The sequence below is a fragment of the Halovenus anhuiensis genome, assembly GCF_037080055.1.
GTDB lineage: Archaea > Halobacteriota > Halobacteria > Halobacteriales > Haloarculaceae > Halovenus.
In genome coordinates this window covers 128,285-143,416 of the sequence record NZ_JBAOJI010000004.1, presented here as the reverse complement: position 1 = coordinate 143,416, position 15,132 = coordinate 128,285, and the positions used below count along the sequence as shown (strand labels likewise).

Genomic DNA, 15,132 nt, shown 5'->3' with positions numbered 1-15,132 from the left:
TATCGTCAGTGCATCACTGGCTTCTCACTCGATAACGTCGACATCGAGCAGTTGCTGAACGACTGGGTCTGCAAAATCGCCCTTGTCGTAGGTGACGAAGGTGGCGTCGAGTTCTCGTGCGTGCGATGCGATCAGGAGATCACGCATATCGAGTTCGATACCCTGCTGTCGGAGTTTTTGTTCGACAGTCGCCGCACGGAGGCCCGCACTCTCGGAAAATGGTTCGATACTGTCTACGGCCTTTCCGAGCCAAGTCCGAACCTGTTCACTGTTCGTCTGTCGCTTTTCCGGTCGAAAAAACTCGAATACGGCGAGCGAGGACGTGACAAAGTCAGCCTCGGCATTCCGCTGAAGATACGGGACGACTTCCTCTTGTTTCGCTGGATTGCCCCACTTCGCCAGTACGTTCGTATCTAACAGTTTCATTCGTCGGTTCCCGACTCCATCTGTAACGATTCCGTGACATCCGCTGTGGACTCTTCGACTGCCGTAGCGAACTCTTCATCCAACCCGCCAGCGAGTTCAGCGATTTGCTCTTCGGTATCCGGAGAGTCTGTGAGTCGTAACACGACATCACTGAAACTCTCCCCCTCGCGTTTTGCCTCTTTGAGTCGGTGATATGCTTCGTCTTTGAGCGAGATCGTCGTCGTCCCCATGCATAGACGTACGTGCACGTATCGCAAAAACATTACGTGGCTTCCGCTGTTCGCAGGTACCTCGTTCAGACGGTGCTCAGTTCGTGCAGACGGGACAGCAACAACAGGCGAAATCAGTTACTTTCGACGTCCTGCCACTTGTCAGCGAACATCCGCGGCGCTTTGTTCGTATTGTACGGGTCGAACGTCTGCGGTGCGTTGCGTGTGGTCAGGGTTGTTCGATTGGTGTCGATCTCTGCTGCGGTCGGGGTCGGTTTCGTGCTCATGATTTGGGTGTGGTGTGTCGGCGAAATAGTCAACGGGCGGAACAATTGTCTACTGGTGGGCAAGGCAATGTACACGTACCCCGAGCGCGATCATGGTAATTCTATATCTATCCCCATCCTTAATAAATGTTCATGATGTAATCGGGTCAATGAGAACAAACCACACGGACGGTCAGCCGACTATAAGTTCGATATCGTACTCGGTCAGGTTCTCGTAGCCGTCCTCGGTGACGACGAGCAGATCCTCGATGCGCACGCCGCCCACGTCGGGATCGTACAGTCCCGGTTCGATGGTGATGACGTGTCCAGGCTTGAGCGTCTCGCCGCTCTCGGCGACGCTTGGCATCTCGTGAACGTCCAGACCGACTCCGTGGCCCGTGCTGTGGATGAATCCGGTCTCGGTCGTCGGATCGCTGCGCAGCGTCGGCAGGCCGGCGTCCTCGTAGACATCGCAGGCCGCGCCGTGGATCTCGTCGGTCTCGACGCCCGGCGCGACGGCCTCGATTGCGGCTTCGCGCGCGCGGTCGGTCAGATCGAACCACTCTTGCAGGCGCTCGCTCGGTTCGCCGTGACAGAAGGTTCGGGTCATATCGGCGTGATACCGGCTCGTCTTGTTCCGCGGGAAGATGTCGATGATGATCGGTTCGTCCGCAAGCAGCGGCCCACTCCCCCTGTCGTGGGGGTCGGCGGCGTCGGCCCCACAGGCGACGATTGTCTCGTCCAGCGCACAGCCGTGCCGCAGGAGCGTTACCTCGATTTCCTCGGTGACGCGCTCGCTGGTCAGCACCTCACCGTCGACGACTAACTCGCCGTCGGCGTTGGCTTCGGCCGAACTGATCAGTTCTTCGGCGCGGGCCATCGCGGCCTCGTTGGCGCGCTGGGCCTCGCGGACGTGCTCGATTTCCTCCTCGGTCTTCGTCGCCCGGACTTCCGTTACTGCCCCCGAATCGTCCGCAGTCACCTCGATACCCTGCTCGCGGAGGCCGTCGGCCGTCTGGAGGGGAAACCGTGGCGGGGTCGCGACCGACGCCGCGCCGTGCTTTTCGAGGAACTCCGCTAGCACGCGGCTTCTGGCCTCCTGCGGGCCGTACTCTTGTGCCTTCTCGGCGTAGCCGAAATCCGCGCCGCGCTCGATTGTCGCCGCGCGGGCCTCCTTCTTCGCGCGGCCGTACTCCAGACTCCGGGTAAAGAGCAGTCGCACCTCGCCGTCGTATAGCGTCACGAACGGATCGGGCGCGTCGAACCCCGAGAGATAGTACTGGTCTGCGTCTTCTGAGTCGGCGTCGATGAGATAGCCGTCGACGCCCGCTTCGTCGAGATACTCGTCTAACTGCGTGAGATCCGGGTCCATACCCGAGCAAAGCGCGGCGAGCACTTCAATTTCCCCGCTTCCCGAACCATTTCCGGCCGCTTATCTCACCCGCCGCCGTAGCAGGCCCAACGCATGGCCGACGCTCCGAGTTCCGGACCGAATATCGCCGTCGCTGTCGTCGACGCGGAGACGCCGGGCAACGTTGGCTCGATTGCCCGCTCGATGAAAAATTTCGGCCTCTCCGACCTCCTGCTGGTCGATCCGCCGGATCTCGACCCCGACGGAGAGGCCTACGGCTTCGCTGGACAGGCCCGGGAGGACATCCTCCCGAACGCGACCGAACTCAGTTTCGAGCAACTGACCGAGCAGTACCACACCGTCGCCTGTACCGCGACGACGAACGAAGATCCGGCCAATCACGTCCGCTATCCCGCGATCACGGCAGCCGACCTCCCGGACCATCTCGACGGGATCGACGGTGACGTGGCAATCGTCTTCGGCCGGGAGCGGGTCGGCCTGAGCAATGAGGAACTCGCCGCGCTGGACGTGATCTGTTCGATTCCCGCCGACGAGTCCTATCCCGTCCTGAATCTCGCACAGGCGGCGACGATCATCTTCTACGAACTCCGGCAGGTGGCAGTCGAGCAGAACCAGCATCCCGACGAACTCCACCGACTCGCCGAGAAGTCTGAGGTTGAACGGGTTCAGGACTACTTCGGCGAGTACATCGAGGCAATCGGTCACCCGGAAGAGAAACGAGCGAAGACGGGACGCCTGTTTCGGCGTGTGCTCGGACGGGCCCAACTCACGCCGCGGGAAGCCCGCACGCTGCAGGGCGTGTTTCGCGACGGTGCGCAGCGAATCCAGCGGGCTGCGGGGTCGAACGAACAGACCGACGGCTCAGACGGCGAGTAGCCGTTACTGCTCGACGGGCGTGAACCACTCGCTGTACTCCTCGGGCGCTTCCTCGACGACCTCGAAGAACTTCGTCTGAATCTCGTCGGTCACCGGGCCCTTGCTCCCGGAGCCGATCTGCTTGTCGTCGACGGATTTGATCGGCGTGACTTCGGCGGCCGTCCCGGTGAAGAACAGTTCGTCGGCGGTGTACAGTTCGCCCCGGGAGATGGTCGCGTCGTCGTGGACCGTATAGCCCAGATCCTCCGCGATCTGAATCGCCGACCGGCGGGTGATGCCGTCGAGGATACTCTCTGCGAGGCCGGTCGTGTAAATCTCGCCGTCGCGGACGAGGAAGATGTTCTCGCCCGGCCCTTCGGCGACGTTGCCCTCCTTGTTGAGGACGATTGCCTCGACGTAGTCGTTGCGCTTGGCCTCCAGCGAGGCGAGCACGCTGTTGACGTACGCGCCGGTTGTCTTGGAGTTGGTCGGGATCTGGCTGGAAGAGTGTTTTCGCCAGGAAGAGACGGCCACGTCGACGCCCTCTTCGAGTGCTTCCTCACCGAGATACGCGCCCCACGGCCAGGCGGCGATGGCGACGTTCTCGGGACAGTCGGAGGGATTCAGTCCGAGCATCTCGTAGCCGTAGAAGGCGATAGGCCGGATGTAACAGGAGTCCAGGTCCTGCCGCCTGATTAGCTCCATCGTCGCTTCAGTCAGTTCTTCACGCGTGAAGGGAATCTCCAGTTCGTAGGGTTTGGCGGACTCGTACAGGCGGTCGAGGTGTTCCTCCCAGCGGAAAATCGCCGGGCCGTTTTCGGTGTCGTAGCAGCGCACGCCCTCGAAGACGCCCGTCCCGTAGTGCAGACCGTGTGAGAGGACGTGGATATTCGCCTCGTCCCACGGCACGAACTCACCGTCCATCCAGATGGTGTCGACATCCATCTCGTCGAAGCTCATATCCGCATACTCTGTCCCCATCGTTAAGTAGCTTCACGATTCGCAGGAGACGAACGACTCGGAAAAGGAATTGTCAGGGCGAGTTCGTCCGTTCGACCAGCGCCGACCCCTCGATGTACGGAATTCCGTGGGAGTCGGCGTAGGCGGCGGCGTCGGCAGGCGTCATCGCCTCGTTCGTGTGGTCGTCGAGCATCTCACAGACCACCACCGCGGGCGCGATCCCGGCGAGTTCGGCCAGTTCCAGGCCGAGTTCGGTGTGACCCTGCCGGTCCGCGAGCAGGTTCGGCGCGCCCCGCAGGATGTGGACGTGGCCCGGCGAGCGGAACTCACTCGCAAAGTCGACCTGTCCGGGCGTCTCGGCCGCTCGACCCAATTCGCGGATCGTCAGCGAGCGATCCTCGTCGGTGATGCCCGTGCGGGTGTCGCGGTGGTTCACGGGCAGTGAAAAGGACGAGCGGTCGTCGTAGTCTAAGTCGTGATCGGCCGCGCTGTCGTGGTCAATCTCCGTCTGGAGGAAGGGAAGATCGAACTCCGCTGCGACGGCGTTACTCAGCGCGACGCAGATCAGCCCGCCGGCATCGTTGCGCAGGCGCGCGACTGCTTCGGGTGTGACTGCGCTCGCTGGATAGATAAGATCGGTTTCGCCTTCGCGGTCGGCGGCGTCGTGAATGCAGACTGGGTCGCCGCGCTGGAAAGCCTCGATGGCGGCTTCGACGCCGTTCGTGACCGCCGTGGCGTCACTGCTGTGCGACAGAGACCGTCACCTCCGTTCCATCCGAGAGGCTGAGTGTCTCGCGCAGTTCGTCGGGTGCGATGATCTCCAGGTGGTCGTCGTCGTGGTGGGTTCGCTCCGGCGAGATGACGTGGGCCTGCTCGTATTCGGTGCCGTCGACGGAAATCGTCGCCGGATAGCAGTAGGCGGGGCCGTAGGTCCGCTCGTCGGACTCCCAGCCGTCGATGGTGATCGGCTCGAAGGCATCGAGTCGAGCGCGCGAGCGGATGCTGTCGCCGGTGAGATCGACGTTCAGCGTACCCGCAAACGGCTCGTAGCCCAGTTTCTCCCGGAACTGCTCCATATATCCCGAGAGCGTGATGTAATGTCGGCCTTCGCCCATGCCGCTGGTGACGGTCCCGCGCAGATCGACCGTCTGTTCGCCCTCGAAAATCTGCTGATAGCTGGCGTACTCGGCCTGCAGGCGCTGCTCGCCCGCGGCCGTGATCTCGATCCACTGCCCGTCACCGACGATTTCGCGGGTGACGTACTCACCGTCTTCCAACTGCTGGAGACGCCGCGATGCCGTCTGGTTCGAGGCATCCAGCCTATCGGCCAGCGCAGAACAGGAGAGTTTCTCCTCGCCGTCCAGCGCACCGGCCAGCGCCAACTCCTTCAGCGTCGTGACCTCGTCGCTGCCGAGCGCCTGCTGTGTCTCTGCCATATTCTATGCTGAGAAGTCTCGACCCTTAAGTATAACGCATCCGTTACACGTCTCAAAACTGAGAAAGAGTTTGTTCCGCCGCTGAATATCAACAGACAGGTGCGTATGCCGTTTAATACCGTCGCAATTCAGGTGTCAGAGTCGGGGCCAGTGTTCGTCGTGTCGCCGGTCCCTGGGGGTCCAGAATCGCCGACCCTGTCCGTTCGCTCCGTGCTCAGGTCAGTGTCGGCGGAGCCACTGCCGGTAGCAGGGGCCTCCGTGGCTTCGTCGATGCTGTCGACGGATGCCTCGTCGGCGGCCCGTTCCGCGGGTGATTCGCCGCCGACGTCGAGGATTTCCCTGATCGATCGTTCACCGCGGTTGTCGTCCTGTTCGCCAAACCCGGCACTCAACAGTCGGGTGAGGGCGTGCTCGACCGAATCGTCGATTTCCTCGTAGCGATCTTTTTCGACTTCGATGACGAACCCTGTGGTGATGTTGGGGGCTGTCGGCAAAAAGAGGATCTCCCGTCCATCCGTGGTGGTTTTTCCGGTCTTGAACGCGGTCATTCGCAGTCCGTCCCAGACTTCGAGTCGAACAGGGGCCTGCAGATCGCTGGTTCCCGAGAGAGCGGTTTCGACGGCCATCTTCGAGGCGTTGTAGATGACACGAAGTCCCGGCAACTGATTCATCACGTCGTCCAGTGCTCGTTCGAGGACGGACCCCACCGCTGTCCGCATCAGATAGCCCACCGAGAACACGAGCAAGACGAAAATGACGATCGAGAGCAGTGCTCGCGTCGGTTCACTGTCGACGGGGATGGGGACCTGTGTGAGGCGGTTGTAGATCCAAGCAAGGACGACGACCGTGACCAGCAGAGGGACGAGGATGATAAGTCCGCTCGCAAAATCGCGCTTCCACGAGGCCATTACCATCTTATCAACGCGGCTGGGTAATGAGTTCTTGCTTTTTGCTTCCCGAAACGTGACTTCTAAACACGCCCCCTGTGTGCACTCGGATATGAACGTGTATGTCGCGGTTGTGACGGCCGTCTGGCTGATGCTGCCCGCGTACATTCCGAACAACGCGGCAGTGCTCGCCGGCGGCGGTCGACCGATCGACGGCGGCCGAACGCTCGGCGGCCGCCGGATGCTCGGTGATGGCAAAACCTGGCGCGGCACTGCTGTCGGAACGGCCGCTGGTGCGCTGCTCGCCGTCGTCCTCAACCAACTCAACGGCTCTGCTGGTGATCTACTCGGCGTCGACCTCCCGACGTTTCCGCTGCTCGTGCTCGTTGCGCTGCCGCTGGGGGCGATGCTCGGCGACATCGGGGCCTCCTTTCTGAAACGTCGGACCGGTCGCGAGCGTGGCGCTCCCTTCCCCGGCGTCGATCAACTCGATTTCGTCGTCGGCGCACTCCTGCTCGCCCTGCTCGCCGCTCCGAACTGGTTTCTCGACGCTTTCACCAGCCCCGTGTTGCTCGTGATCCTCGTGCTGACACCGCTTTTGCACGTGCTCACCAACGGCATCGCCTACGTCATCGGCGTCAAAGACGAGCCGTGGTAACGGTTTTCTCTTCTGAGCTCTCAGCCACCACTGATGCTCTCGGCCACTGAGTGTGAACGCGAGATTCGCCAGTTGCACGACTTCTTCGTCGGCTACTACACGGGCACACGCGAGGACTTCGAGCGCGTTGGGAAGGCACTCGGGTCCGGATTCGAGTTAGTCCACCCGAGCGGGGAGATTTCCAGTCGAGACGACGTGCTTGCTGGTATCGAGGACAACGCCGACAGCCACGACTCGGGAGACTTCGACATCGAAATCAGAAACGTCGAACCGGTCGAGACTCGTGAGAATCGGGCGCTCGTCCGCTACGAGGAGTGGCAAATCACTCCCGAGGGAACCACCGGTCGACTCAGTACGGCGTATTTCGCTCCCGCGGGGGCAGCCAGTGTAGCCTCGGCGGAGTGGCGGTATCTGCAGGAGACGTGGCTCGACGGGCCGGACAGTTAGGGGGCGCTCGCGTCGGTCAGTCGCGTGTACTCGTCGTCGCTGAGGCTGATCGCCGAGGCAGCGATGTTCTCTTCGAGATGCTCGATGCTGGAGGTGCCCGGAATCGGCAGCGTCACGTCTGAGTGTTCGAGTAGCCACGCCAGCGCGATCTGATACCGGGTTGCGTCGTGGTTCGCCGCGATGGCTTCGAGATCGTCTTCGAGGCCGCCGAGGTCGCCGGCCGCCAGCGGGAACCACGGCATGAAGCCGATATCGTATTCTTCGCAGGCTTCGAGGACGACTTCGTCCTCGCGGTTGCCGACGTTGTACTGGTTCTGGACGGTCGCGATTTCGACGTGGTCGCGGGCAGTCTCCAGTTGTTCGACGGTGACGTTCGAGAGGCCGACGTGATCGACCAGTCCAGCGTCTTTGCACTCGGCGAAGGCTTCGACGCTGTCCTCGAATGGGGTGTCGGGGTCGGGCCGGTGGAACTGGTAGAGATCGATCGAATCCACTCCGAGGCGGTCACGGCTGACCAGTACCTGATTGCGGATGTAATCGGGGTCGCCGTGGGGAAGCCACTCGCCGCCACGCTCGCGGAGCAAACCTGCCTTGGTCGCAACGACGATATCGTCCATATCCAGCGCCTCGCCGATGAGTCGCTCGCTGACACCGGGGCCGTACGAATCCGCCGTGTCGATGAAATCGACGCCCAGATCCACAGCGTGTTGCAGAAGTTCGTGAGCAGCGTTCTCGTCCTCGGGCGGACCGATGATCTCCTCGCCGGTGATCCGCATCGCCCCGTAGCCGAGTCGGTGAACTGTCAGGTCGCCGTTCAGATCGAATGTATCGCTCTCGTTAGAGACCATGGATGTACCGTGGGCGGAGCGGGCAAAAATCCACCGCGTCGGAGTGTCATCTGTGCCTGACTGAGATATTTATATCTTCTGTCGGTTGCACGAGAACTGAGGCTCGAACTAACAAACAACACCGCTGACGCAGTATCTACGGCCGTAATGGTCGACGATTCAGTCAATCGACGACATGTTTTAGCAGCGACAGGTGCAGCGATATCCGTTGGACTCGCGGGTTGTTCCGGCGGCGGCGACGGCGACGACAACGGCACTGCTGATCTGGATGTCCCCGACGAGGTCCAGCAGTGGCTCGACGACGAAGGCGCGAACAACGCCGACTCGGTCGAAGACCTCACGGGCGAATCCGCAGTGACGATCGTCAACGGCGAGGGCGGTAACTTCCGGTTTGCCCCCGCAGTCGCCCGCATCAGCACCGGAACGACGGTCACCTGGGAGTGGGACTCGGCCGGCCACTCCTGTACGAGCGAACAGACCCCCGGCGAGAGTTTCGACACCGGCGTCCAGGGTGAAGGCCACACCTTCGAGCAGACCTTCGATACCGCCGGCAACGTTCTCTACTACTGTAATCCACACCGCGCCAACGGCCACGTCGCCGCGCTGATCGTCGAAGAATAGTCCGTTCGACTGCGGTTTGTTCTCGCCGTCAGTTACTCCATCGTCGATTCCAGCGGGATTGCCACGAGCATCAGCAGGACAGTTACGGCAAACAGCCCCGTTGCGAGACCGTAGCTCGTGGCTGCAGGCTGGAGTGCGGCTGCCGTTCCGCCGAACGCCCCCACTACCGCGCCGATCACCGGGAGGACACAGCCGATGCAGGTGAACAGTCCCAGCGTGCCGGCGAGCGCGCCGCGGGAGCCTGCTGCCACCGCACAACCGACCGCGTACGACAGTGCCGCGTAGCCGATGATCTCGAAGGGGAGGATTGTCCCGCCGATCGGACCGACGCTGTACATTACGATCGGACCCCAGCCGGGGGTCGCCCACGTCGTCATGACGGTGGCGCTTTCCTCACTGAGCCCGATCGGCGTGCCGATCGCTGCTAACACGAGGCCGTATCCGAGTGCGACTGCGACCCCAAGCGACGATCCGGTGAGGCGTGGGCCGCGGCGAAGGAGCGAACCGACGAGATAGATGCTGAGCGTGATCCAGACGACGGGATAGAGCGTATCGTTGAGCGACTGAACGACGGTGTCGGTCGCAGCGAGATAGGCGATGATCAGTGCGACGTTCACTACCAATCCTGCCAGCGCCAGCGCCACTTCCGGACTCGTCATCAGCGAGACCGCACGCATCGTTCCCTGGCGTCTGGCAGTGTTCGACATGTGTCAGGCGTTACTCGTCGTTGCCGTCTCTTTTTTTGGCAGTGCGATCAGCGCACCGAGCACCGCGACGATGATGCCGGCTGCGACCGCGTAGTACATCTCGATGGTGAGATCGACGCCGAACATGCCCAACAGCGTCCGGAACTCGATCGCTGCCACGATCGTAAAGGCGAGGATCATGGCGATTCCCGTGGGTCCCGGCCGTTTCATCCAATCACCTCTCCCACCGTCACTACGGCCGTGCTGAACCAGTCGTACAGCAGCGTCCCGTACGTCCCGAAGAAGCCGCCGCCGTCGATGATCGCCGCCAGCGGAAGAACGTACGTCAGGACGACCAGCGCGATGGCGATGCCGGCCCAGAGCCGCAGATTCGAGAGCACCTTCGGGGCGTGTTCTGGCCCGGACAGCGCAGGCGGGATCACGTCGGGTTCGGTCCGTTTCTCGCGGGTGCCGACAATCGAGCCGATCCGGGTCCCGGAGAGGACCAGGTGAGCGAAGAACAACACCAGCGACAGCGACAGCAAGACACCGCCGAGTGCGATCTGGAGGCGGAGTTCACCGATCGCACCCCAGGCCGTCTCGTAGGTGACCTGCTCGTAGGTCGGGTCGGCGGTTCGGCGCGGCACGCCGGCGAGTCCGGCGCGGTGCATCGCGTTGCCCATCAGGACCATTCCGAGGAACCACATGAGCACCTGGGCCATGCCGAGTCGCCGGCTGAAGATCTCTCGGCCGGTGATGATCGGCAGGAACCAGTAGGTCGCGGCCATGAAACTCAGCGCGACTGCCGTCCCGACAGTCATGTGGAAGTGACCGACGACCCACAGCGTGTTGTGGATGAGGTAGTTGATGTTCATCCCGGCGTTGATCATCCCGGAGAACCCGGCGGCGGCGAACATCAACCCTGCAAGCGCCATGCCGGTAAAGGCAGGTTTGTTCCACGGCAGTGCGGTCAGCCAGCCGAAGTAGCCCTCACCGCCGCGCTGGCGAGCGCCGTGTTCGAGGCTCGCCACGACCGTGAAGGCAGTCAGCAGGCTCGGCAACAGCAGGAACATCGTGTTCGTCATCGCGAGGAATTTGAATCCCTCGGCAATTCCGGGGTCGACGTACTGGTGGTGAATCCCCGTCGGCACCGAGAGGATGAGGAATAGGACGAAGACGATCCGAGCGAGTGTGTCACTGAACAGCCGTCCGCCGGCGAGTTTCGGCATGATCACGTACCACATCATGTACACCGGCATCAGCCAGAAGTAGACGACGGGGTGGCCGAAGAACCAGAACAGCGTCCGGGTCAGTAGCGAGTTCACCCCGCCGACCACTCCGAGCGACCACGGAATAATGAAGAAGATCAGAGAGATTGCGACTCCGGCACTGGCGAGATACCACATCAGCATCGTCGTCAGCACCATAAAGGTTCGTAGCGGCGTCCGCTCGTCGGGATTCTCGCTCTTCCAGGCCCACCACGAACGGAACCAGTCCACGCCGGCAATCCACGAGCCGACGACGAAGAAGACGAGTCCGAAGTAGTACAGTGGGTGTGCTTCCAGCGGCGCGTAGAACGTGTAGAGGACGGTTGCTTCGAGGTTTCCGATATCGACCGTCTCGAAGCCGCCGATAATCGCGACAGCGCCCATCGCTGCACCCAGCACCATCAGGCCGTACCAGAATCTGGTGAACCAGGTGCTCTCGGAGCTCCGTTCAAGGCTGTCTGTGACCGCCCAGTGGAAAAAGCCGACGAGGAAGAAGATGGTGAACAGAAGTGCCATTGCGACCCCGTGGAGGGTCAACACGTTGTAGTAGTCGGCGTTGGAGATGAGTTGGTCGTAGTAGCCGGTCCGGTGGAGTGTCTGGATAATTCCCATCAATCCACCGATTGCCAGCGCGACAAAGGCACTCGTCAATGCTCCTCGAACGATCAGTGCGTCGTCAGGATACTTGTCAGCGTAGACTGCCATTATTGATCACCCTCCCATTGTTCTTCGGGAACGACCTCGATCTGTCCAGCCATGTTCTCGTGGCCCGCGCCACAGAACTCGTGACAGACGATGCCGAACGTCTCGGGTTCGTCGTACTCGCCGAACTCGACGGTCATCTCTCCCATCTGCCCTGGGATGGCCATCGTGTTCACGTTCGTGCCGACGATGTTGAACCCGTGAGTCACGTCCGAGGAAGTGATGTAGAATGTAACCTCACTGTTCTCGGGGACGCGGATCGGTTGTCCGGTGCCCGGAAGGAACGCGAACTGAAGGGCCTGCACGGCAACCGCGTACTCGCCATCGTCAACTTTCGTCGCGTTGGCGTTCTGGTACTTCTGGAACTTTTCGTTTTCGGCTATATTGTCTGGTTCGACGTTGCCACCGTCGTCTGAGACCATCTCGACGCCAGCACCGACTGCGCCGTAGGTGATCGTGCCGATGAAGGCAACGATCAACAAAAGCGACAGCCCGAACCAGAACTTCTCGTATTTGTGTATCTCCATGCGTTTACACCACCGTTGGACCGCGGCCGAGGAATTCGACGAAGTACATAAATCCCCAGAGGCCGCTGATGATCAGGAAATAGATCAGTATGAGCGCGAGCGTTCCGATCGGATCGAACTCGTCGTGTCCGATCTCGCGCTCGATCGGCTCTCCTTGCGCGTCGGTCGGTTGTTCGGTTGCCATACCCAGCGGTATTTCCTGCTTATTCAATAAGAGTGGGGGGCCTTCCACCATCCTGGGAATTGGGGGGGATTATTTATTTGCGGGCGGCTCTATCAGTGTTGTATGAACCTCTCGCCACGACACGTCGCAGTTCTTGCATTGCTTGCGTACGTCCCGGTCGGCATCTACATTCTCGCTGCAGGGGAGATGACCCTCCCGACCATCGCCATCGCCGTCGTGAATCTTATTCTGATCGGCGGCTCGCTGCTGCTCATGTTCGAGTCCGAATCTGGACCCGAACACGCGGCCGCCCACTAACTGCATGACCTCCTGCACGCTCTGTGACCTCCCTGCTGACCCTCCGGTTACCGACGATGCCGTCGACGGAAGCTTCTGCTGTCGAGGCTGTCTGGAGATCTACCGCTCGCTCGGCGATGTCGATCCCGACTCCATCGGCGAGTCTACGAACCATGATGGTGAGTCCGACTATCCCGACGACGCCGAAACGACCTATCTCGCCGTCGACGGGATGCACTGCTCGACCTGTGAGCTGTTTCTCGAAGATCTAGCCCGCAGAGAAGACGGCGTACACGACGCAAATGGCAGCTACGCCGCCGAGACGGTAAAAGTCGTGTACGACCCGGAGACGCTCACCGAGGGCGACATCGCCGAGACAATCTCGGGACTGGGATACAGGGCACGCGCCCGCGGAGAAGGAACACAGGAAGACACAGACCTCGCGAGCAGACTGCTCGTCGGGGGCATCTTCTCGATGATGGCGATGGTCTGGTACGCACTCTTTTTGTACCCGACCTACTTCGGGTTCGATCCGATCGTCGAACTCGGCACCTTCGACGGTGCATACGTCTACGGCCAACTCGCCGTCGTCACGGGAATTGTCCTGCTGTACACCGGTCGGCCGATGCTGCGGGGGGCCTACGTCAGCCTCAGAACCGGCCGGCCGAACGTCGACCTGCTCGTCTCTGTCGCTGCCGCCGCCGCCTACGCCTACAGCACCGGACGGCTGCTGACCGGCGGCGCCGACCTCTACTACGACGTAACTCTCGTCGTCGTGATGGCGGTCACCATCGGCAACTACTACGAGACTCGAATCAAGCGACGGACGGCCGGCTTGCTCGCCGATCTGACTGAACTCCGCGTGACGGAGGCAACCCGAGAAAACGGCGAGACGGTTCCGGTCGAAGACGTGGCTGCCGGTGACCGACTGCTGGTCAAACCCGGTGAGCGCGTCCCCGTCGACGGGACCGTCGTCGAAGGAACTGCGGCAATCGACGAGGCACTCGTGACCGGCGAGTCGATTCCGGAGACCAAAGGACCCGGCGACTCCGTCCGTGGCGGGACGGTCGTCACCGACGAGCCGCTGGTTATCGAGGCCGGTGCGGACGCGGAGAGCACGCTCGACCGGATCGTCGGAATGCTCTGGGAGGTGCAGGCGACCCGTCCGGGTGCCCAGCGCATCGCCGACCGCATCGCGACGGTGTTCGTCCCGCTGGTGTTAGCTATCGCCGCCGTCGTCACTGCTGGTTCGCTCGTCCTCGGAGCCACACTCCAGCAGGCGCTGCTGGTTGGCCTCACTGTGGTCATCGTCTCCTGTCCGTGTGCGCTGGGACTGGCGACGCCGCTGGCTATCGCGACGGGCCTGCAAGCTGCGGCCGACCGCGGAATCGTCGTCGCCACCGCGGCACTGTTCGAGGAGGCTCCCGATATCGAGACGGTCGTTTTCGACAAGACGGGAACGCTCACCACCGGCGAGATGACTGTCACCGCGGTCGAACCGGCGGCGGACGTCGACGAAGAGACGCTTCTTGCACGCGCGGCCGGTGTCGAGCAGTACTCGACCCATCCTATCGCCGAGGCGATTACGGACGCCGTGGACCGGCCCGCAGACTCGACTGCCGAGACGTTCGCCGATCACACTCGCGGCGTCTCCGGGACCACCGAAGACAGCGAGACACTGGTCGGCCACCCAGAGCTGTTCACACAGCGTGGCTGGTCTGTACCCGACGGGATCGACCAGCAGACGACGGAGATCCGCGAGCGCGGCGACGTGCCGGTTCTCGTCGGCTGGGACGGACGGGTCTGTGGCGTCGTCGCCGTCGGCGATCAACTCCGACCCGAGACGCCGGCCGTGCTGGATCAGATCGGGACCGACCGTCGTGTCGTCGTTCTCACGGGTGACGACCGGCCGGGGGCGAGTCGGCTGGAATCCCATCCGGCGGTCGATACGGTGTTCGCTGGTGTCCCGCCGGATGGCAAAACCGAGACGATCAGACGACTCGCCGCCGAGGGCCGGGTCGCCATGGTTGGTGACGGAAGCAACGACGCGCCGGCACTGGCGGCCGCAGATGTCGGAATCGCACTGAGTAGCGGCACGCAACTGGCCACGGACGCCGCCGATGCCGTCATTCTCGACGACGAGCTAGAGAACGTCCCGACGGTGTTCGAGACGGCGAGCCTGACGAACCGCCGGATCAAGGGCAACATCGCGTGGGCCTTTCTCTACAACGGCGTGGCGATCCCACTTGCGATCTCTGGCTTCCTGAATCCGCTGTTTGCCGCCGTTGCGATGGCAACGAGCAGCCTGTTCGTCGTCGCGAACTCTGCCCGCGGTCACGATACTGGGGACACCGCCGAGGAGTCGTCGACGACAGCAGCCGACAACCGGCCCGAGTCGCCGGTGGAGCGACCGAGCACGGCCTGAGACTCATATTCAACTGGCGGGACGCGTGTCGCCTACGAGGTGACGATCATCCTCGTCGCAAGCAGTCCGTTGAGCAGCG

General features: G+C 62.1%; 20 protein-coding genes. 6 read left to right on the top strand and 14 right to left on the bottom strand.

Features of this window, described 5'->3' with window-relative positions:
- Positions 1–24: 24 nt before the first annotated feature.
- From V8P86_RS11620 to V8P86_RS11605, 4 genes are all read right to left on the bottom strand, one after another.
- Positions 25–426, bottom strand: coding sequence for a type II toxin-antitoxin system VapC family toxin (locus V8P86_RS11620; RefSeq protein WP_336327435.1), 402 nt, complete (start codon positions 424–426; stop codon positions 25–27).
- Positions 423–656, bottom strand: a complete 234-nt coding sequence (locus tag V8P86_RS11615; RefSeq protein ID WP_336327434.1) for an antitoxin VapB family protein — start codon at positions 654–656, stop codon at positions 423–425. Before V8P86_RS11615 ends, V8P86_RS11620 begins: the two co-directional genes overlap by 4 nt.
- A gap of 113 nt (positions 657–769) precedes the next feature.
- The gene (locus V8P86_RS11610) at positions 770–922 is read right to left on the bottom strand and encodes a hypothetical protein (RefSeq protein ID WP_336327433.1); all 153 of its coding nucleotides are present in this window, start codon (positions 920–922) and stop codon (positions 770–772) included.
- 172 nt (positions 923–1,094) lie between these two features.
- Entirely contained in the window at positions 1,095–2,273 is a 1,179-nt protein-coding gene (locus V8P86_RS11605) for a M24 family metallopeptidase (RefSeq protein ID WP_336327432.1), read from the bottom strand.
- Between the two features lie 93 nt (positions 2,274–2,366).
- Here V8P86_RS11605 and V8P86_RS11600 point away from each other — a divergent pair, with 93 nt between their 5' ends.
- Positions 2,367–3,149: an RNA methyltransferase gene (locus V8P86_RS11600; protein WP_336327431.1), complete on the top strand. Its 783-nt coding sequence runs from the start codon at positions 2,367–2,369 to the stop codon at positions 3,147–3,149.
- A gap of 3 nt (positions 3,150–3,152) precedes the next feature.
- Here the strand turns inward: V8P86_RS11600 and V8P86_RS11595 are convergent, their stop codons facing one another.
- The 4 genes from V8P86_RS11595 to V8P86_RS11580 form a co-directional block, all read right to left on the bottom strand.
- The gene (locus V8P86_RS11595) at positions 3,153–4,088 is read right to left on the bottom strand and encodes a branched-chain amino acid transaminase (protein WP_336327430.1); all 936 of its coding nucleotides are present in this window, start codon (positions 4,086–4,088) and stop codon (positions 3,153–3,155) included.
- A 73-nt stretch (positions 4,089–4,161) separates the two neighbouring features.
- Entirely contained in the window at positions 4,162–4,842 is a 681-nt protein-coding gene (gene ribB / locus V8P86_RS11590; protein ID WP_336327578.1) for a 3,4-dihydroxy-2-butanone-4-phosphate synthase, read from the bottom strand.
- Positions 4,826–5,524 carry a DUF120 domain-containing protein gene (locus V8P86_RS11585; RefSeq protein ID WP_336327429.1) on the bottom strand — a complete coding sequence of 233 codons (699 nt, stop codon included), beginning with the start codon at positions 5,522–5,524 and terminating at the stop codon, positions 4,826–4,828. The genes ribB and V8P86_RS11585 overlap by 17 nt, the downstream gene beginning before the upstream one ends.
- A 128-nt stretch (positions 5,525–5,652) precedes the next feature.
- The gene (locus tag V8P86_RS11580; RefSeq protein ID WP_442909390.1) at positions 5,653–6,432 is read right to left on the bottom strand and encodes a DUF502 domain-containing protein; all 780 of its coding nucleotides are present in this window, start codon (positions 6,430–6,432) and stop codon (positions 5,653–5,655) included.
- A gap of 91 nt (positions 6,433–6,523) precedes the next feature.
- On the opposite strand from V8P86_RS11580, the gene V8P86_RS11575 reads away from it, so the two are divergent.
- Positions 6,524–7,069: a CDP-2,3-bis-(O-geranylgeranyl)-sn-glycerol synthase gene (locus tag V8P86_RS11575; protein ID WP_336327428.1), complete on the top strand. Its 546-nt coding sequence runs from the start codon at positions 6,524–6,526 to the stop codon at positions 7,067–7,069.
- A gap of 33 nt (positions 7,070–7,102) precedes the next feature.
- On the top strand, positions 7,103–7,516 hold the full coding sequence (locus V8P86_RS11570) for a DUF4440 domain-containing protein (RefSeq protein WP_336327427.1): 414 nt from the start codon (positions 7,103–7,105) through the stop codon (positions 7,514–7,516).
- On the opposite strand, the gene V8P86_RS11565 is transcribed toward V8P86_RS11570, so the two are convergent.
- Positions 7,513–8,364, bottom strand: a complete 852-nt coding sequence (locus V8P86_RS11565) for an aldo/keto reductase (protein WP_336327426.1) — start codon at positions 8,362–8,364, stop codon at positions 7,513–7,515. The genes V8P86_RS11570 and V8P86_RS11565 overlap by 4 nt on opposite strands.
- Before the next feature lie 147 nt (positions 8,365–8,511).
- Here V8P86_RS11565 and V8P86_RS11560 point away from each other — a divergent pair, with 147 nt between their 5' ends.
- Positions 8,512–8,985 carry a plastocyanin/azurin family copper-binding protein gene (locus V8P86_RS11560; RefSeq protein WP_336327425.1) on the top strand — a complete coding sequence of 158 codons (474 nt, stop codon included), beginning with the start codon at positions 8,512–8,514 and terminating at the stop codon, positions 8,983–8,985.
- A gap of 32 nt (positions 8,986–9,017) precedes the next feature.
- Here the strand turns inward: V8P86_RS11560 and V8P86_RS11555 are convergent, their stop codons facing one another.
- The 5 genes from V8P86_RS11555 to V8P86_RS11535 are packed head-to-tail and all read right to left on the bottom strand — an operon-like array spanning position 9,018 to position 12,352.
- Entirely contained in the window at positions 9,018–9,692 is a 675-nt protein-coding gene (locus V8P86_RS11555; protein ID WP_336327424.1) for a DUF7546 family protein, read from the bottom strand.
- A 3-nt stretch (positions 9,693–9,695) separates the two neighbouring features.
- Entirely contained in the window at positions 9,696–9,902 is a 207-nt protein-coding gene (locus tag V8P86_RS11550) for a hypothetical protein (RefSeq protein ID WP_336327423.1), read from the bottom strand.
- Positions 9,899–11,644, bottom strand: coding sequence for a b(o/a)3-type cytochrome-c oxidase subunit 1 (locus V8P86_RS11545; RefSeq protein WP_336327422.1), 1,746 nt, complete (start codon positions 11,642–11,644; stop codon positions 9,899–9,901). The genes V8P86_RS11550 and V8P86_RS11545 overlap by 4 nt, the downstream gene beginning before the upstream one ends.
- Positions 11,644–12,168, bottom strand: coding sequence for a cupredoxin domain-containing protein (locus tag V8P86_RS11540; RefSeq protein WP_336327421.1), 525 nt, complete (start codon positions 12,166–12,168; stop codon positions 11,644–11,646). Before V8P86_RS11540 ends, V8P86_RS11545 begins: the two co-directional genes overlap by 1 nt.
- 4 nt (positions 12,169–12,172) lie before the next feature.
- Positions 12,173–12,352, bottom strand: a complete 180-nt coding sequence (locus V8P86_RS11535) for a cytochrome oxidase (RefSeq protein WP_336327420.1) — start codon at positions 12,350–12,352, stop codon at positions 12,173–12,175.
- Between the two features lie 102 nt (positions 12,353–12,454).
- On the opposite strand from V8P86_RS11535, the gene V8P86_RS11530 reads away from it, so the two are divergent.
- Positions 12,455–12,649: a DUF8131 family protein gene (locus tag V8P86_RS11530; RefSeq protein WP_336327419.1), complete on the top strand. Its 195-nt coding sequence runs from the start codon at positions 12,455–12,457 to the stop codon at positions 12,647–12,649.
- 4 nt (positions 12,650–12,653) lie between these two features.
- The gene (locus tag V8P86_RS11525; RefSeq protein WP_336327418.1) at positions 12,654–15,053 is read left to right on the top strand and encodes a heavy metal translocating P-type ATPase; all 2,400 of its coding nucleotides are present in this window, start codon (positions 12,654–12,656) and stop codon (positions 15,051–15,053) included.
- Positions 15,054–15,132 lie beyond the last annotated feature (79 nt).

What these genes read in the sequence shown, in the direction of transcription:
- V8P86_RS11550 (WP_336327423.1), bottom strand. Translation starts at nt 9,902, where the DNA reads ATGAAACGGCCGGGACCCACGGGAATCGCCATGATCCTCGCCTTTACG.
- V8P86_RS11610 (WP_336327433.1), bottom strand. Translation starts at nt 922, where the DNA reads ATGAGCACGAAACCGACCCCGACCGCAGCAGAGATCGACACCAATCGA.
- V8P86_RS11620 (WP_336327435.1), bottom strand. Translation starts at nt 426, where the DNA reads ATGAAACTGTTAGATACGAACGTACTGGCGAAGTGGGGCAATCCAGCG.
- V8P86_RS11595 (WP_336327430.1), bottom strand. Translation starts at nt 4,088, where the DNA reads ATGAGCTTCGACGAGATGGATGTCGACACCATCTGGATGGACGGTGAG.
- V8P86_RS11575 (WP_336327428.1), top strand. Translation starts at nt 6,524, where the DNA reads ATGAACGTGTATGTCGCGGTTGTGACGGCCGTCTGGCTGATGCTGCCC.
- V8P86_RS11530 (WP_336327419.1), top strand. Translation starts at nt 12,455, where the DNA reads ATGAACCTCTCGCCACGACACGTCGCAGTTCTTGCATTGCTTGCGTAC.
- V8P86_RS11585 (WP_336327429.1), bottom strand. Translation starts at nt 5,524, where the DNA reads ATGGCAGAGACACAGCAGGCGCTCGGCAGCGACGAGGTCACGACGCTG.
- V8P86_RS11545 (WP_336327422.1), bottom strand. Translation starts at nt 11,644, where the DNA reads ATGGCAGTCTACGCTGACAAGTATCCTGACGACGCACTGATCGTTCGA.
- V8P86_RS11615 (WP_336327434.1), bottom strand. Translation starts at nt 656, where the DNA reads ATGGGGACGACGACGATCTCGCTCAAAGACGAAGCATATCACCGACTC.
- V8P86_RS11565 (WP_336327426.1), bottom strand. Translation starts at nt 8,364, where the DNA reads ATGGTCTCTAACGAGAGCGATACATTCGATCTGAACGGCGACCTGACA.
- V8P86_RS11525 (WP_336327418.1), top strand. Translation starts at nt 12,654, where the DNA reads ATGACCTCCTGCACGCTCTGTGACCTCCCTGCTGACCCTCCGGTTACC.
- V8P86_RS11560 (WP_336327425.1), top strand. Translation starts at nt 8,512, where the DNA reads ATGGTCGACGATTCAGTCAATCGACGACATGTTTTAGCAGCGACAGGT.
- V8P86_RS11600 (WP_336327431.1), top strand. Translation starts at nt 2,367, where the DNA reads ATGGCCGACGCTCCGAGTTCCGGACCGAATATCGCCGTCGCTGTCGTC.
- V8P86_RS11570 (WP_336327427.1), top strand. Translation starts at nt 7,103, where the DNA reads ATGCTCTCGGCCACTGAGTGTGAACGCGAGATTCGCCAGTTGCACGAC.
- V8P86_RS11580 (WP_442909390.1), bottom strand. Translation starts at nt 6,432, where the DNA reads ATGGCCTCGTGGAAGCGCGATTTTGCGAGCGGACTTATCATCCTCGTC.
- V8P86_RS11555 (WP_336327424.1), bottom strand. Translation starts at nt 9,692, where the DNA reads ATGTCGAACACTGCCAGACGCCAGGGAACGATGCGTGCGGTCTCGCTG.
- V8P86_RS11535 (WP_336327420.1), bottom strand. Translation starts at nt 12,352, where the DNA reads ATGGCAACCGAACAACCGACCGACGCGCAAGGAGAGCCGATCGAGCGC.
- V8P86_RS11605 (WP_336327432.1), bottom strand. Translation starts at nt 2,273, where the DNA reads ATGGACCCGGATCTCACGCAGTTAGACGAGTATCTCGACGAAGCGGGC.
- V8P86_RS11540 (WP_336327421.1), bottom strand. Translation starts at nt 12,168, where the DNA reads ATGGAGATACACAAATACGAGAAGTTCTGGTTCGGGCTGTCGCTTTTG.